Origin of the sequence: Microbacterium sp. MMO-113, from assembly GCF_037148555.1 — a bacterium.
Classification (GTDB): Bacteria; Actinomycetota; Actinomycetes; order Actinomycetales; family Microbacteriaceae; genus Microbacterium.
Genome location: NZ_JBBCTD010000003.1, coordinates 362,896 through 376,403 on the forward strand (window position 1 = coordinate 362,896; position 13,508 = coordinate 376,403).

General features: G+C 69.2%; 13 protein-coding genes and 1 tRNA gene. 3 read left to right on the forward strand and 11 right to left on the reverse strand.

All coding sequences use genetic code 11. The features are described from left to right. The first annotated feature begins 156 nt into the window (after positions 1 to 156). Positions 157 to 244: transfer RNA gene (locus WFJ36_RS12390), tRNA-Ser, on the forward strand. A 52-nt stretch (positions 245 to 296) separates the two neighbouring features. On the opposite strand, the gene WFJ36_RS12395 is transcribed toward WFJ36_RS12390, so the two are convergent. From WFJ36_RS12395 to WFJ36_RS12425, 7 genes are all read right to left on the reverse strand, one after another. Continuing rightward, positions 297 to 899, reverse strand: coding sequence for a GNAT family N-acetyltransferase (locus WFJ36_RS12395; RefSeq protein ID WP_336643388.1), 603 nt, complete (start codon positions 897 to 899; stop codon positions 297 to 299). An 18-nt stretch (positions 900 to 917) separates the two neighbouring features. Beyond that, positions 918 to 1,559 (reverse strand): phosphatase PAP2 family protein, encoded by a 642-nt coding sequence (locus WFJ36_RS12400; RefSeq protein WP_256209431.1) that lies wholly within the window; start codon positions 1,557 to 1,559, stop codon positions 918 to 920. A gap of 47 nt (positions 1,560 to 1,606) precedes the next feature. Next, the gene (locus tag WFJ36_RS12405) at positions 1,607 to 2,767 is read right to left on the reverse strand and encodes a cystathionine gamma-synthase (protein ID WP_071328902.1); all 1,161 of its coding nucleotides are present in this window, start codon (positions 2,765 to 2,767) and stop codon (positions 1,607 to 1,609) included. Positions 2,768 to 2,821: 54 nt separating this feature from the next. Beyond that, positions 2,822 to 4,192: a cystathionine beta-synthase gene (locus WFJ36_RS12410; RefSeq protein WP_336643389.1), complete on the reverse strand. Its 1,371-nt coding sequence runs from the start codon at positions 4,190 to 4,192 to the stop codon at positions 2,822 to 2,824. A gap of 104 nt (positions 4,193 to 4,296) precedes the next feature. After that, positions 4,297 to 5,265 carry a carbohydrate ABC transporter permease gene (locus WFJ36_RS12415; RefSeq protein ID WP_025104231.1) on the reverse strand — a complete coding sequence of 323 codons (969 nt, stop codon included), beginning with the start codon at positions 5,263 to 5,265 and terminating at the stop codon, positions 4,297 to 4,299. After that, on the reverse strand, positions 5,265 to 6,602 hold the full coding sequence (locus tag WFJ36_RS12420) for a carbohydrate ABC transporter permease (RefSeq protein WP_336643390.1): 1,338 nt from the start codon (positions 6,600 to 6,602) through the stop codon (positions 5,265 to 5,267). The genes WFJ36_RS12415 and WFJ36_RS12420 overlap by 1 nt, the downstream gene beginning before the upstream one ends. 111 nt (positions 6,603 to 6,713) lie before the next feature. Beyond that, positions 6,714 to 8,042 (reverse strand): ABC transporter substrate-binding protein, encoded by a 1,329-nt coding sequence (locus tag WFJ36_RS12425; RefSeq protein ID WP_071328904.1) that lies wholly within the window; start codon positions 8,040 to 8,042, stop codon positions 6,714 to 6,716. A gap of 283 nt (positions 8,043 to 8,325) precedes the next feature. Here WFJ36_RS12425 and WFJ36_RS12430 point away from each other — a divergent pair, with 283 nt between their 5' ends. Further along, positions 8,326 to 9,330 carry a LacI family DNA-binding transcriptional regulator gene (locus WFJ36_RS12430; protein WP_292788255.1) on the forward strand — a complete coding sequence of 335 codons (1,005 nt, stop codon included), beginning with the start codon at positions 8,326 to 8,328 and terminating at the stop codon, positions 9,328 to 9,330. A 66-nt stretch (positions 9,331 to 9,396) separates the two neighbouring features. On the opposite strand, the gene rplL is transcribed toward WFJ36_RS12430, so the two are convergent. The 3 genes from rplL to WFJ36_RS12445 form a co-directional block, all read right to left on the reverse strand. Next, positions 9,397 to 9,780 carry a 50S ribosomal protein L7/L12 gene (gene rplL, locus WFJ36_RS12435; protein WP_025104227.1) on the reverse strand — a complete coding sequence of 128 codons (384 nt, stop codon included), beginning with the start codon at positions 9,778 to 9,780 and terminating at the stop codon, positions 9,397 to 9,399. A 48-nt stretch (positions 9,781 to 9,828) separates the two neighbouring features. Continuing rightward, on the reverse strand, positions 9,829 to 10,317 hold the full coding sequence (gene rplJ / locus WFJ36_RS12440) for a 50S ribosomal protein L10 (protein ID WP_025104226.1): 489 nt from the start codon (positions 10,315 to 10,317) through the stop codon (positions 9,829 to 9,831). Positions 10,318 to 10,643: 326 nt separating this feature from the next. Beyond that, the gene (locus WFJ36_RS12445) at positions 10,644 to 11,618 is read right to left on the reverse strand and encodes a hypothetical protein (protein WP_336643391.1); all 975 of its coding nucleotides are present in this window, start codon (positions 11,616 to 11,618) and stop codon (positions 10,644 to 10,646) included. 240 nt (positions 11,619 to 11,858) lie between these two features. On the opposite strand from WFJ36_RS12445, the gene WFJ36_RS12450 reads away from it, so the two are divergent. Next, positions 11,859 to 12,539 carry a YqaJ viral recombinase family protein gene (locus tag WFJ36_RS12450; RefSeq protein WP_071328907.1) on the forward strand — a complete coding sequence of 227 codons (681 nt, stop codon included), beginning with the start codon at positions 11,859 to 11,861 and terminating at the stop codon, positions 12,537 to 12,539. Positions 12,540 to 12,580: 41 nt separating this feature from the next. On the opposite strand, the gene WFJ36_RS12455 is transcribed toward WFJ36_RS12450, so the two are convergent. Then, entirely contained in the window at positions 12,581 to 13,465 is an 885-nt protein-coding gene (locus tag WFJ36_RS12455; RefSeq protein WP_177173820.1) for a LysR family transcriptional regulator ArgP, read from the reverse strand. Positions 13,466 to 13,508: the final 43 nt, after the last annotated feature.

Genomic DNA, 13,508 nt, shown 5'->3' on the forward strand with positions numbered 1-13,508 from the left:
AGAGAACCGGATCCGCCTGACGCGTTTGCGTCTTCATATGAAGATATACAGCCCTCTTTTGACGTGCAATATTACAGCTTTCGCGGCCGTAGAGCTGGATCGCCGGTATGTCACGAGGCCCCCGGGAGATCGGATAGGATGGACAGGTTGTTCCCTGGTGACGTGTCCGAGCGGCCGAAGGAGCACGCTTGGAAAGCGTGTGTTGTGCAAGCAACCGCGGGTTCGAATCCCGCCGTCACCGCCACAGACGAAGAAGACCTCCGCATCGCGGAGGTCTTCTCTCGTCTCGGGCGGCGTCAGCCGTCGAAGCGCACCCCGTACGTCAGGCCACCGGGCGCGGACGGGAGCACGGTCATGCCGAGCCGCTCGTAGAACGCGGCCGCGCCGGAGTTCGCGGGGTCCATGCCGAGGTGCAGCGCCGGGACACCGCGCCGACGCAGCTCGACGAAGAGCGTCTCGATGAGGCCCCGACCGAGCCCCTGCCCCTGGGTCTCCGGCAGCAGGTCGATGTGCAGATGCGCCGGGAACTCCGCAGCGTGCGGCTCGACCCCCGGCTCCCGCGTGTAGCCGTACTCGATCAGCTTCTCCTCACGCGTCTGCGGGTCCGCCGATCGCGGATAGCGCGCGTGCAGGCCGGGCCACCATTCGTCGCGGAACCAGGCGTAGAAGGCGTCGGTGTCATCGGTGGCGACGATGTAGCCGATGGTGCGCCCGTCCTCCGCCTCCACGACCCAGGCGAGGTCCGGGTGCCGCTCGACGTACGGCACCGCGAAGAGGTTCCCCCACAGCTCGTCATCGGACAGCACCCCGGTGGCGTCTCCCCCGGCGTCGGCCGTCCGCAGGCAGATCTCGAACATCGCCGGGCGATCGGTCGGACGGTAGGGACGGATGCGCGACACGGGGTCTCCTCGGACGGGTCAGGTTCCGCTCAGCCTATCGGCGCGGGCGGTCGCCTCGACATCGCGTCGCACCCACGGCACCAGCCAGGCCGCGAGCACGAGGACGACGCCGGCACCGACGAACGCCCCGCCGACCGTGTCCGTCGCCCAGTGCACCGACAGGAAGGTGCGCGAGAGCGCCATGAGCACGATCCACGCGGCACCCACGATCGCCACCCACACCCGCGGGAAGAGCACCCAGAGCACGAGAGCGATGGTCGCCGCGTTCGCGGTGTGCCCCGACGGGAAGGAACCGTAGTCGCTCACGACGAGCATGTCGTGCGGCCGAGCGCGGCCGAAGACGTTCTTCAGGAGCTGGACGGCACCGGCGCTGACGAGGAAGCACAACGCGGCGAACAGCGCCCCCCGCCACCGGCGCAGCAGAAGCAGGAGCAGGATCGTCAGCAGCGGAACGGCGAGGATGGCGACCCAGCCGCCGCCGATCCAGTTCAGCGCGAGGGCGAAGCTCAGCATCCAGTCCGCGCGGACGGCGGCGATGGTGTCGTTCCACCACTGGTCGAGCCCCGGCGTCTGCGGATACACGAAGACGACGAGAGCGCCGAGGGCAGTGGCCAGGAGGAGGCAGGCGACGCCCCACCACAGCAGCATCCGTCGATTCATCGTCCCATTGTGACGGACGCCCCCGCGATCGCGGGTCGGCGTGCCGGTCAGCGGGCGATGCGGGCGAGCCCCTCCTCGAGGTCCGCGATGAGGTCGGCCACGTCCTCGATGCCGACCGAGAGGCGCACGACGTTCTCCGGCACCGCGAGCTCGGTGCCGCGGACCGACGCGTGGGTCATCTCCGGCGGGTAGCCGATGAGCGACTCCACGCCGCCGAGCGACTCGGCGAGCTGGAACACGCGCGTGCTCTCGGCGAAGGCCCGGGCGGCGTCCGCACCTGCGGCGAGGCCGAGCGACAGCATCCCGCCGAAGCCGCTCATCTGCCGTGCCGCGATCTCGTGACCGGGGTGCGACGGGAGGCCGGGATAGAACACCTGGGCGAACTCCGGCCGCGCCTGGGCCCATTCGGCGATGGCCTGCGCGTTCTCGGAGTGCTGGCGCACCCGCACCGCGAGGGTCTTGATGCCGCGGGTCGTCAGCCAGGCGTCCAGAGGCGCCGAGACCGCGCCCACCGCGAACTGCTGGAACTTCACGGCCTCGACGAAGCGGTCGTCACCGAAGACGACGGCGCCGCCCAGCACGTCGGAGTGCCCGCCCAGGTACTTCGTCGTCGAGTGCACGACGAGGTCGGCGCCGAGCGCGAGCGGCTGCTGCAGAGCCGGCGAGGCGAACGTGTTGTCCACCACGACGAGGGCACCGGCCGCGTGCGCCACCTCGACGATGAGCGCGATGTCGACGACCTTCAGCAGCGGGTTGCTCGGCGTCTCCAGCCACACGATGCGCGTCTCGGGACGGATGGCCGCCCGGATCACGTCGACGTCGGAGAGCTCGACCGTGGTCGTGTCGATCCCCCAGGGCGCGAGCACCTTCGTGAGCAGGCGGTAGGTGCCGCCGTAGACGTCGTTTCCGAGGAGCACGTGGTCGCCCGGCTTGAGGATGCCGCGCAGCAGCGCGTCCTCGGCCGCGAGACCGGACGCGAACGACAGCGCCCCGACCCCGCCCTCGAGTGCGGCGAGCTGCGTCTCCAGCGAGGAGCGCGTCGGGTTGCCCGCGCGGTTGTACTCGTAGCCGTCCCGGAAGCCGCCGATGCCGTCCTGCACGTGCGTCGACGACTGGTAGATCGGCGGGATGATCGCCCCGGTGATCGGGTCGGGCGCCTGTCCGGCGTGGATGGCTCGTGTGGCGAAGGCGTGGTCGTGGTCGGACATGCTCTCAGCCTACGTCCGGGCCCTCCGACGGGCCCCGGCCTGTTACGTCCCGCGTCACCGGGAGAGGTAGCCGAGCAGGTCCTGTCGGGTCAGCACGGTGTGCGGCTTGCCGTCCTCGGTGACGAGGAGGGCGTCGGCGTCGGCGAGCGCGGCCCGTGCCTGCGCGACCGACGCGTGGATGCCGATGAGCGGCAGCCGCTCCCCCACGTGCGCGCCGAGGGCATCGCTCGGCTCGGCCTCGCCGCGGAAGAGCAGGTCGAGCAGTCCCTTCTCGTCGACGGTACCCACGACCTCGCCCATCATCACCGGCGGCTCCGCGCTGAGGACGACGAGCTGCGACACCTCGTACTCCGTCATCATGCCGATCGCCTCGAGCACCGTGTCGGTGGGATGCGCGTGCACGAGGTCGGGAAGGCCGTGACGGGAGGACCGGGCCGCGAGCACGTCCGCGACCGTCTCCCCCTCCTCCACCTCGCTGAAACCGTAGGAGCGCATCCACCCGTCGTTGAAGATCTTGCCCAGGTAGCCGCGCCCGCCGTCGGGCAGGAGCACGACCATGACCGCGTCCGCCGGCAGCTCCTTCGCCACCCGCAGCGCCCCGACGACGGCCATGCCGCTGGAGCCCCCGACGAGGATGCCCTCCTCGCGGGCCAGCCGCCGGGTCATCGCGAACGACTCCGCGTCGCTCACCGCGACGATCTCGTGCGGGACGGCGGGATCGTAGGCACCAGGCCAGATGTCCTCGCCCACGCCCTCGACGAGGTAGGGACGGCCGGTGCCGCCACTGTAGACGCTGCCCTCGGGGTCGACGCCGACGATGCGCACCGCGTCGTCGGACACCTCGCGCAGGTAGCACCCGGTGCCGGTGATGGTGCCGCCCGTCCCCACGCCGGCGACGAAGTGGGTCACGCGCCCGTCGGTGTCGCGCCAGATCTCCGGCCCCGTCGTCTCGTAGTGGCTGCGCGGCCCGTTCGGGTTCTCGTACTGGTTCGGCTTGAAGGCTCCGGGGATCTCACGTGCCAGGCGGTCGCTCACGCTGTAGTACGACTCCGGGCTGTCCGCCGGGACGGAGGTCGGGGTCACGACGACCTCTGCGCCGTAGGCACGGAGCACGTCGATCTTGTCCTCGCCCACCTTGTCCGGGAGCACGAAGACGCACCGGTAACCGCGCTGCTGCGCCACGAGGGCGAGGCCGACCCCGGTGTTGCCGCTCGTGGGCTCGACGATCGTGCCGCCGGGCTGCAGATCGCCCGCGGCCTCGGCGGCGTCGATGATGCGCGCGGCGATCCGGTCCTTCGCCGACCCCCCGGGGTTCAGGTACTCGAGCTTCACGAGCACCGTGCACGCGATGCCCTCGGTGACGTGCTGGAGCTTCACCAGGGGGGTGTCGCCGACGAGGTCGACGATGGAGTCCGCATACTTCATCTGTTCAGGGTACGGCGCGGGCTCCGGCCACCGGGGCTGTGTTTCACCCGCGCTCCGACAGGCTCAGCGACCCGGAAACCTGGGTCCCTGAGCCTGTCGAAGGGTCAGCCCTTCGTCGCGCCGGCCAGCAGGCCGCGCACGAAGAAGCGCTGCAGGGCGAAGAACACGATCAGCGGGACGATGATCGAGATGAACGTTCCCGCCGACTGCAGGAACCACTTGTTCCCCCAGGTTCCGGAGAGCGAGTTCAGCGCCTGGGTGATCGGCAGGGCGCCTGGCGAGGCGAAGATCGTCGCGACCAGCAGGTCGTTCCACACCCAGAGGAACTGGAAGATCGCGAAGGAGGCGATCGCCGGAGCAGCGAGCGGCAGGATGATGCGGAAGAACACCTGTCCGTGCCCGGCCCCGTCCACGCGCGCCGCCTCGATGATCTCGCCCGGGATCTCGGAGATGAAGTTGTGGAGCATGAACGTCGCGAGCGGCAGAGCGAAGATCGCGTGCGCGATCCAGACGCGCGCGAAGCTGTACTGCACCTCGTTCAGGCCGAATCCGGGGAAGATCGGCACGTCGTTGATCGTCAGCCCATCCGAGAACAGGCTCAGCAGCGGCACGAGGGCCATCTGCAGCGGCACGATCTGCAGCGCGAACACGAAGATGAAGAGCATGTTCCGACCCTTGAAGTCGATCCACGCGAACGCGTACGCGGCGAGCGACGCCATCACGATCGGGAACACGGTCGCCGGGATCGTGATCGCCAGCGAGTTGATGAACGCCGTCGCCAGGGTCGTCGAGGTGCCGCCCGAGTTCCACGCCTGCACGTAGTTGTCGAACGTGAACTCCGGGTTGGAGAAGACCGTCCACCAGCCGCTGTTCTGCGTGTCGGCGCCCGGGCGGAACGACGTCACGAAGAGGCCGAAGGTCGGGATCGTCCAGAAGAGCGCGATGACCGCGGCCGCGATCGTCGCCCCCTTCGAGGTGAGCTTCTTGTGGGCGGTCGCCTCGTTGCGGCGCGTGTCCCGCGCCACCTGGCGCTTGGTGCGGTTGTCCACGACGGTGGCCTGCGTTGCGCTCATCAGCGGATCTCCCTCTGCTTGGCCATCGATCGGGCGTTGTAGATGATCAGCGGCAACACGAACAGGAACAGCACGACGGCGAGCGCCGACGAGTGCCCGTAGCTCTGGAACCGCTGCTGCTGGTTGACCATCTCGAAGCCGAGGACGCTGGTCTCATCTCGTCCGCCGGTCATCACGGCGACGATGTCGTACACCTTCAGGGAGGCGATCGTGATGGTCGTGAGCACGACGATCAGCGACGACCGGATGCCGGGCACGGTCACGTTGCGGAAGCGCTGCCAGGCGTTCGTGCCGTCGAGCTCGGCCGCCTCCATCTGCTCGACCGGCACGGCCTTAATCGCGGCCGAGAGGATGACCATGGCGAAACCGGTCTGGGTCCAGATGAACACGATGAGCAGCATCAGCGTGTTGAGGATCGGCTTGATCGCCAGCCACTGCACGGGGTCGCCGCCGAAAGCGGTCACGATCGCGTTGAGGAGACCGATCTGGTCACCCTGCCGGGCGTCGTACATGAACTTCCAGATGATGCCGGCTCCGACGAACGAGATCGCCACCGGCATGAAGACCAGCACCTTGAGGAACTTCTCGCCGCGAGCCCTGTCGATGAAGACGGCGTAGGCGAGGCCGATGACCACGGAGATCACCGGAGCGAGCAGCGCCCAGATGATCGTGTTGATCACCGACGACGTGCCGACCGGGTTGGTGAAGACCCAGACGTAGTTCTCGAGCCCGACGAACTCGTCGCCGGTCTTGTCGAAGAAGGACTTGAAGATCGTCGAGATCGCCGGGTAGATGAGGCCCAGCAGCAGCATGATCGCCGCCGGGGCCATGAACAGCACGAGCTGGAAGAGATAGCCCGCTCCCTGCCGCGCGCGGAAGTCGGCGAAGAAGAGGAGCGCCCCGACGAGGAGCGCGATCGCGACGACGTACACGACGGCGTTCGCGTAGGGACGAAGCAGCAGCAGCGCGAGCACCGGGATGACGAGGCACGCGACCAGCCGCATGATGAAGTAGCCGCGACCAGGGCGGGGCGCGAACTCGATCAGCACGAGGATGATCGCAACGACTACGCCGAACACGAGCAGCACGGCGGGGATCTGCACCAGCGGATTCAGACCGCCCAGCCACAGGAAGAAGCTGTTGAGCGAGAACCCGATCGTGATCCGCGAGGACTCCTCGGTCGGAGCGGTGAAGACGAGGAGGAGAGCCAGCGCGACGACGACCACGAAGCCGATCGCGAGGATCGTGCGTGTGGTCTTCCTCCCTTTCTCGTCGGTGCCGTGCGTCGTCGGCGGCGCGTCAGCCTCGACGGGTTTCTCGATGGTCGCGTGCGACATGAACGTCCCCTTCTGGATCATGCTGGGTTCCCGCGCAGTACGGATGGGTGGAGCGGGGCCGGGCTTGTGCAGCCCGGCCCCGCTCAGCCTGAGAAGATCGCGTCGAGGCGATCAGTTCTCGTAGCCGGCCTGGATGTCGGAGAGCACCGTTTCGGTGTCCTTGCCGTCGATCCAGTCGACCATCCCCTTCCAGAACGAGCCCGAGCCGACGGTCGACGGCATCAGGTCGGAAGCGTCGAACCGGAAGGTCGTCGCGTCGTCCTGCATGATGGTCATCGCCTCCTGGAGGAACTCGCTCGAGGCGAGGCTCGGGTCGGCGTTCTTGTTGGCGGAGATGACGCCGCCGAGCTCGACACGGGCGTCGGCGAACTCCGGCGATGCCATGAACTCGAGCACCTTCTGGGTGGCCTCGTCGTCGGAGAAGGCCGCGACGAACTCGCCGCCGCCCTCGACCTGGAGCTCACCGGCGGTCTCGCCCGGCATGATGAACGCGTAGACGTCGCCGTCCGGGGCGACCTCGGGGACGTTGCCGTCCGCGGTCTCCGTGTCGAGGAAGTTCGCCGACAGGAACGAGGCCTGGTGGGTCAGCGCGCAGTCGCCCTTGGCCACCGCGTTGGCGACGTCGCCGAAGGCGGTGGAGTTGATGCTCTTGACGTCGCCGTAGCCCGCGTTGACGTACTCCGGGTTGAGGAGGATCTCCCCCACCGCGTCGAACGCCTGCTTGATCTCGGGGTCGGTGAACTTCACGTCGCCGGCCACCCAGTCGTCGTACACGTCGGGGCCCGACTGACGCAGGACGAGGTCCTCGATCCAGTCCGTCCCCGGCCAGCCGGAGGCAGCCTCGGAGGCGAACCCGGCGCACCAGGCCGGACCGCCGGTCTTCTCGACGATCGTGTCGGTGAGGGCGATCATGTCGTCCCACGTCTCCGGGACCTCGACGCCCCACTCGGCGAACTGCTTCGGCGAGTACCAGACGTAGCCCTTGAGGTTCGCAAGCATCGGCGCCGCGTAGAAGGTGTCGTCGAACGTGCCGTACTTCTTCCAGTCCTCGGACCAGTTCTCGTCGACGGCGGTCTCCACGGCCTCCGGGGCCGGCATGACCTTGCCGGTGTCGACGAGGGTCTTGAGCAGACCGGGCTGCGGGACGATCGCGATGTCGGGGGCGTCGCCACCGGTCACCTTGGTGACGATGTTGCCCTCGAAGCCCTTGTCGCCGGTGTACTCGACCTTGATCCCGGTGTCCTTCGTGAACTGCTCGAAGGAGGCGTTCAGGTCGTCGGCCTCGACGCCGGTGATGCCGCCGGAGATCCGGACCGTGTCCTTGGTCTCCCCGCTTCCGCCCTCGCCGCTTCCGCCCTCGGCGCAGCCGGCGAGCGCGAGAGACGCGACGCCGACGAGTGCGATGGGGGCGAGCAGGCGGTATCGCTGTGACAAAGCCATGTACTTCTCCTCTTCAGGTGGATCTTCAGTCCGCCCAAGGAGAGCAATCGCCGCAACCATTGGGGAACCGATTCCAGGCCAACCTACTCGCGTTCCTTCCCGCCGTACAACTGGGGAAGGTTACAAGATCACAACCGTTTGAGGGCGCTGTCGCCGGCGTGATGGGAGCGCTCCCAGATCCAGCCGTCTGGAACCGGTTCCTCCTCGCGTGTGGAACGGCTACGATTGCTCCCGGCGAGCGCCCGATGGCTCGCCGTCGTGGAACCGGGTCGAGGAGGACACGATGAGCACGATCGCCGACGTCGCGACGCGCGCCGGCGTGTCCAAGGCGACTGCGAGCCGCGCACTCAGCGGCCGCGGCTACGTCTCCGACGAGACGAGACAGCGCGTGGAGGAGGCGGCGCAGGAGCTCGCGTACGTCGCGCACTCCTCCGCCACGAGTCTGGCCACGGGGCGCACCGGCACCATCGGACTGGTGATGCCGCCGGTGGACCGGTGGTTCTTCTCCGAGCTGCTGGCAGGCGTGCAGGAATCGCTGCTCGCGCTCGATCACGACCTGTCGCTCTACGGCGTCCCCGAGCGCTCCGAGACCAGGGAGCGCCTGTTCGAGAGCGTGCTGCCCGGCCGGCGGTTCGACGGCATCATCGCGGTCAGCATCCAGCCCAGCGCCCGGGAGCTGGAGCGACTGCACCGCACCGGGCGCCCGCTCGTGAGCGTGGGCCCGTACAGCGCCGGATCGAGCGCCGTGTCGATCGACGACGCGGCCGCCGCCCGGATCGCCACCGAGCACCTGATCGAGCTCGGCCACACCGACATCGCCTTCGTCGGCGGTGCCACGGACGACACCGACCTCAGCTACGGCGACGCCCGACGCCTGGCCGGCTACCGGGAGGCGCTGCACGCGGCGGGACTGACCCCGCGAGCGCGGGTGGCCGGAGCGGCCCCCACGATGCCCGGCGGCTACGCGGCGGCGGCGGGGCTGCTCGGCGACCGCCGGCACCGACCGACCGCCATCGTCGGCGTGTGCGACGAGGCGGCCATCGGCGCCGTGATCGCCGCTCGCCGCCTGGGGATCGCGGTTCCGACCGAGCTCAGCGTCGTCGGCATCGACGACCACGAGCACGCGGAGATGTTCGCTCTCACGACCATCGGGCAGTCGCCGCGGGACCAGGGCCGGGAGGCCGTGCGCCTGCTCATGCGGCGGATGAGTGAGCCGGATGCCCCGGTCGAGCGCGTCGAGGCCGCCTCGGCTCTCGTCGTCCGCAGCTCCACGGCGGCGCCGCGCTGACCCCGCAGACACACGAAGGCCCCGGGCGGAACCCGGGGCCTTCGCAGAAGCGCTGGTGCGCTGGAATTACTTGAGGGTGACGGTCGCGCCGGCCTCTTCCAGAGCAGCCTTGGCCTTCTCGGCCGTCTCCTTGTTGGCGCCCTCGAGGACGGCCTTCGGAGCACCGTCGACGACGGCCTTGGCCTCGCCGAGGCCGAGCGAGGTGAGCTCGCGGACAGCCTTGATGACCTGGATCTTCTTGTCGCCAGCGGCCTCGAGGATGACGTCGAAGGAGTCCTTCTCCTCCTCGGCCGCGGCCTCGCCTGCGCCGCCAGCGGCACCGGCGACGGCGACGGGAGCAGCAGCGGTGACCTCGAACTTCTCCTCGAACGCCTTCACGAACTCGTTGAGCTCGATGAGGGTCAGGCCGGCGAACTGCTCGAGCAGCTCCTCGGTGGAAAGCTTCGCCATGATGTATCTCCTAGATAGATGGGGTTTGTAGACGAGATCGCCGGTCGCTTACGCGGCCTCGGCGGTCTCCAGCTTTTCGCGAAGCGCGTCGATGGTGGCCGCAGCCTTGCCCATCGTCGCCTTCATCATGCCCGCGGCCTTCGCCAGCAGAACCTCGCGGCTCTCGAGCGAGGCGTACGTGTTGACCTCGTCGGCGGTGAGGGCCTTGCCCTCGAAGATGCCCGACTTGATCACGAGAAGCGGGTTGGCCTTGGCGAAGTCACGCAGAGCCTTGGCGGTGGCGACGAAGTCACCGTGCACGAACGCGACAGCCGACGGCCCCTTGAGGTCGTCGTCCAGCGCGGAGATGCCGGCCTTGTTGGCGGCGATCTTGGTCAGCGTGTTCTTCACCACGGCGTACTCAGCGTCCTGACGGATGCTGTTGCGCAGCTGCTTGAGCTGGGCAACCGTCAGACCGCGGTACTCGGTCAGCAGGACGGCGTTCGAGTTCTCGAATGACTTCGTGAGCTCGTTGACCGATGCATCCTTCTGCGCCATGGTCACTCCTTGGTGTGTACGAGGCGCCGCACGGTGGTGGGGCGCCGGCCTCCGACCCCCTGCAAAAGAGAAGAGCTCCGGCGCAAGCGCACGGAGCTCGGAAGTTCGTGACACCTGCGCGGGCCCCTGCGATGCAGAGCTTCGATCCTGTGCACTCACGCGCACACGATGACCAGCGGTCTTCGGTTATGACCACTGTACCCCACCCCCACCTCTCCCCCAAATCCCCTGTCCTCTTCCCGTCGACCCACCCCCTTCGGTGCCTCCCGGCCCCCTACGGCCGCACGCAAGAGGCCGGGGCGCGCGGAAGGGGGTGGGTCGACGGCTCAACGGGCGAAGAGGCCGAAGGCACGGAAGTGCGCGTCGGCTGTGGCGAGGGAGGCGACGTCCGCGCTGGTCACCCGGATCACCCGCCAGCCGGTGGTTCCGCGCACCCAGTCCTCGCGGATCTTCTCGTCCAACACGACCCTCTCCGCGGTGCGCTCCCCGCGGAGCTCGTCATCCAGATACTTGTCGCGGCCGTCGCACTCCACGAAAGTGCGGCACTGGTCGACGGCGATGTCCAGCCAGAACCGACCGCCGCGCGGTGCGTCCACCGGTACCTGCAGCCGCGGTCTGCCGAAGCCGAGCTGATGGAGCCGATATCGCGTCACGCTCTCCAGCGGCAGCTGCGCACGCCCGTCGGCAAGGCCCACGATCCGGCGCGCCTGCACGATGCCGCGGAGCCGTGGCCGGCGCACCCGAGCCGCGAGGTCCGCCAGGAGAGCCTGCTCCGCGGTGTCGTCGAACTCCCACGGGTCACCGCCGACCAGAGCGAGAGCGGCATCGGCTGCCGCGAGAGCCGCCTCCGGAGAGACCGTCCGGGCGAGGTCGACGACCGTCCGGGCGAGGGAGGTGCAGCGGATGCCGTCGCGCTCCACGATGTCGCCGGGTGAGACAGTGCCCTCGTGCCGCAGGATCCCGGACGTGCTGTGCCGACGGTCCGGTGGCGCCGTCACATGGACCCTCGTCGGACGCACCCGGTACAGCGGCAGTCCCCACAGCACCGCGGCCGAGGCATGCGAGAACACAGGCCGAGTCCCCGAGGCCGCGAGGTCGGCGGCCACCACCTCCGCACGGTGCCGGGACTCCGGGGCGAGCTCACTCCAGGTCCGCAGCGCGAGGTACCACCCCCGTCGCACGTGATGCAGCTGCCGCCCCTCCACCGCGGCGTGGAGCGTCCGAGACCCCCACCCCTCCTCCTCCAGCCGCCGACGGCCGAGGAGCATCCCCCGTATCTCGTCCACACTCACCTGTCTCATCCCCCCGACTCTCGCCCCTCCTCTCGCCACTCCCCCGCCTTCCCCCAGTTCCCCACACCCTTTCTCTCCCTTCCCGCTCCTGTGCAGGAAGACACCTCTCGCCCTCGGCCCACCCCCTTTCGTGCGAGCCACCCCCTTGCGCGCGTCCGTAGGGGGCCGGGATGCACGCAAGGGGGTGGGTCGGGCGAGGGGGCGGCGTGTACGGCGGGAGCGGGGGTGGGGGAGAGTTAGAGTCTTCTGGTGACCCCGGAACTCCAAGCTCGCATCGTCGCGGACTCACGCGACCGCGTGGCCTGGATGAGGGCACGATCGCGCGGCATCACGGCGACCGACGTCGCCGGACTCACCAGCGAGCGCTCGATCGCCCGTGCTGCCGACGCCAAGCTCGGCGGCGGGCCGCGGTTCGGCGGCAACGCCTACACCGACCACGGCCGGCGCCGCGAGCCGGAGATCGCCGCCTGGGTCGCGGCCACGCACGGCATCTTCCCCTCCTCCGCGCTGTTCCGCGCCGAGGTCGAGCACCGCCACCTGGCGACCCCCGATGGCATCTCGGTGGATGCGGATGGTCGCGTCAGCCTCGCGGAGATCAAGACCACCAACAAGGCCTTCCGGGGGATCCCCCGCACCTACCTGCGCCAGGTGTGGTGGCAGCAGCACGTGCTGGGCGCCGAGCGCACCCTGTTCGTGTGGGAGGAGCACGTCGACTTCTCCCCCATCCACGACGAGCCCCGCTGCGTATGGATCGATCGCGACGAGCGCGAGATCGCGAAGCTCGTCGGGCTCGCCACCGATCTCATCGACGAGCTGTACCGCCGCACGACCGGACGCACCGTCCCGGCCCGCTCCGCCTCCCCCGTGGATAGCCGCCGCGAGCAGCTCCGCGAGCGCGACGCCTTCCGCGCTCTCGCCCTCGCCGACTGAGTCGACCGAAGCCCCGCAGCCGCCGGGACGCTCACTCTCCGTCAGGGTTCGCGAGAGAGCACGCGGGCCGCCTCCCCCGCGACCTCGGACGCGATCGTGTCGAGGAGCGCGGAGCGCAGGTTCCATTGCTGCCAGTACAGCGCCACGCGCAGGGTCGGACCGCCGAGCGCCACGAGACCGGGCACCTCCTGCAGTCGCGGCACCATCCCCCATCCGAGGCCGAGACCGACCGCGAGCGCATAGTCGTGCGATGCGGGCACGTAGTGCCGGGGAACGCCGGCCGCCGGCACCCCCCGCGCGGCCAGCCACTCGTGCTGCAGGGTGTCCCGGCGGTCGAAATCGACGAACGGCGCGCGCGCCAGAGCATCCCGGGTCACCCCGTCCGGGAACCAGCGACGGGCATAGGCGGGTTCGGCCATGGCGCGGTATTCGAGCACGCCGAGCGCCGTGACCGTGCAGCCTGCGACCGCCGTGGCCTCGCTCGTCACCGCCGCCATGACCGTGCCCGATTCGAGCAGGCGGGCGGTGAAGTTCTGATCGTCGCGGTGCAGGTCGACATCGATGTCGTGCGCGGCGGAGAGCCGGGCCATCGGAGCCAGGAACCAGGTCGCCATCGAATCCGCGTTGACGGCGAGCGGCACGCTGATGCGCCGCCCCTCGGCACTCCCCTCGATTCCGACTCCCGCGAGAGCATCCTCTTCGAGGAGGGCGATCTGCCGCGCGAGCCGCACGACGGATTCTCCCGCCTCGGTGAGGCGGACCGGCTTGCTGCGCACGAGGAGGATCCGTCCGAGGTGCTGCTCCAGCGCCTTGAGACGCTGACTGACCGCCGACGGGGTGACCTGCAGCCGACGCGACGCGGCATCGAGGGTGCCCTCGTCGGCGACGGCGGCAAGCGTGGCGGCGAGCTCCGGGTCGATCCTCACATCAGTGATGCTAATGGTGCGGAAGGAATCTTCGCTGCACCTC